The sequence below is a fragment of the Altibacter sp. genome (genome assembly GCF_019913785.1).
GTDB lineage: Bacteria > Bacteroidota > Bacteroidia > Flavobacteriales > Flavobacteriaceae > Altibacter.
On sequence record NZ_JAIOHK010000013.1, the window covers coordinates 1 to 1782 of the forward strand.

At 36.0% G+C, this 1782-nt stretch carries 2 protein-coding genes; both read left to right on the plus strand.

Features of this window, described 5'->3' with window-relative positions:
- Positions 1 to 75 precede the first annotated feature (75 nt).
- On the plus strand, positions 76 to 351 hold the full coding sequence (locus K8F54_RS02105; RefSeq protein ID WP_290786381.1) for a transposase: 276 nt from the start codon (positions 76 to 78) through the stop codon (positions 349 to 351).
- Positions 336 to 1289 (plus strand): integrase core domain-containing protein, encoded by a 954-nt coding sequence (locus K8F54_RS02110; RefSeq protein WP_290786383.1) that lies wholly within the window; start codon positions 336 to 338, stop codon positions 1287 to 1289. The genes K8F54_RS02105 and K8F54_RS02110 overlap by 16 nt, the downstream gene beginning before the upstream one ends.
- Positions 1290 to 1782: the final 493 nt, after the last annotated feature.

Below are 1782 nucleotides of genomic sequence, written 5' to 3' on the forward strand. Positions count from 1 at the left end.
CTCTTTAGCCCCCTATATAATATGGAGAGAAAAAGTTCCTAATTTGATAGTATAAATATCAGAAAGGAACCTGGAATGCAAACACGTTTATCAAAGAGTTATAGTGAAGAATTGAAAGAACAAGTCGTAAAAGAATGTATTGAAACTAATAATTATGGAGCCGTATCAAGCAAGCACGATATTCCAATAACGACGATATACGGATGGATCAGAAGACATAAGAGCAAGAAGAAAAAGGAGAGCAGGGTAAATGTAACAGAGTTGGAAGCTGAACTAAAAGAGGTGAAATTAGAAAATGAGATATTAAAGGAGCTTTTAAAAAAAAGCCACCAGCTTTGGCTGAAAGATTAGAGATCAGTAAAATTTTTATTGATAAAGGAAATAAAACTCAGCAAGTAATAAAGTACGGTGGAGTATCAAACTCAACTTGGTACAGCCACTTAAATAAGAAAAAAACGGATAGTAGGCAAGAGAATAGAGGTCGTCCCATACCGGGATATTCATTTAGTCAAAGAGGAGACAGGGTATATGATGAAGTAATACTATCTGTTTTGAAATCCTACAGAAGCAAGATTGAGTTTGTCAATGCTGGAGGATATCACAAACTTAGTCATCATTTGTATAGGGATTATGGCTACATAGTAAATCATAAGAAGGTTTACCGTTTATGCAAAGAGAACAAACTATTGCTACCCAGGAAAAAGAAGGTATCAAAGGTAAAAGGTAGGCGTATATGCCAGAACCGCATAATAAGTAAGCCGGATGAGTTATGGGAATTGGATTTGAAATACGGATATATACATGGTGAAGAAAGGTTCTATTTCGTATTAATAATAATAGATGTATTTGTTCGCTATGTAGTGAATTACCATATTGGTCTGAGCTGTACGGGTAAAGACCTGGTTCTGGCATTAAACGTAGCCATAGAGACGCACAAGTTAGACACAAGCCAACTGATAATAAGAAGTGACAATGGAAGCCAGATGACCTCAAACGTGTTTATAAAGAACATGGAATATTATAATGATGAGGTAATTCATGAATTAATACCACCGGCAACGCCAAATAAGAATGCACATGTGGAGGCATTTAATTCTATATTAGAAATTGAGTTTATGCAGGTAAGATATTTTAATAGTTATAGTCAAGCATACGAGGAAACGGTAGAGTTTATTCACAAATACAATACAGAAAGAATTCACGGGTCTTTGAAATGGAATACACCAAATGAAGCCCGTAAAATATATTTAAACGGTGGTGACTTGGGCATAAAAGAAGTACGGTTGTGAAAAGTTTGTATTTTTTATTTTAGAGATGGAGAGATACACAATATAAAAATGCTCTGCCTAAATTATGTGCTCTTGAAAGTAACACGCATCTATGAGCAGGGTAAGAAAGAACAGTAAAGTAAAGCATAATATAGAAGCCTGGTATTGAAAAAAAAGATTACGAGGCAAGAGAAAAAGAGGGTACAATAACAAAATTCGGCGAAACGTAATCGGGCTCTGCTGAGGAGCACCCCGTGGAGGGATAGCCGAATGAGGTGGCGATGATGTATCGTAGTGAGATTGGTAGTGGAACATCCCCATTCCACTGCCAATTTTAACAATGACAATCTATCGCTATCTCTTATGCCTTAAAAAACCTCGGGGTTTGGGGCAGCGCCCCGATAAAAAGAAGCCTATTGTTGTGGAAAACTATTATAATTTATTGTTGTTTTAATGTTGATATTAGTACAAAAAATTAGTCACAATTTTTCTCCATAAAAAAGGGCTTGACCCG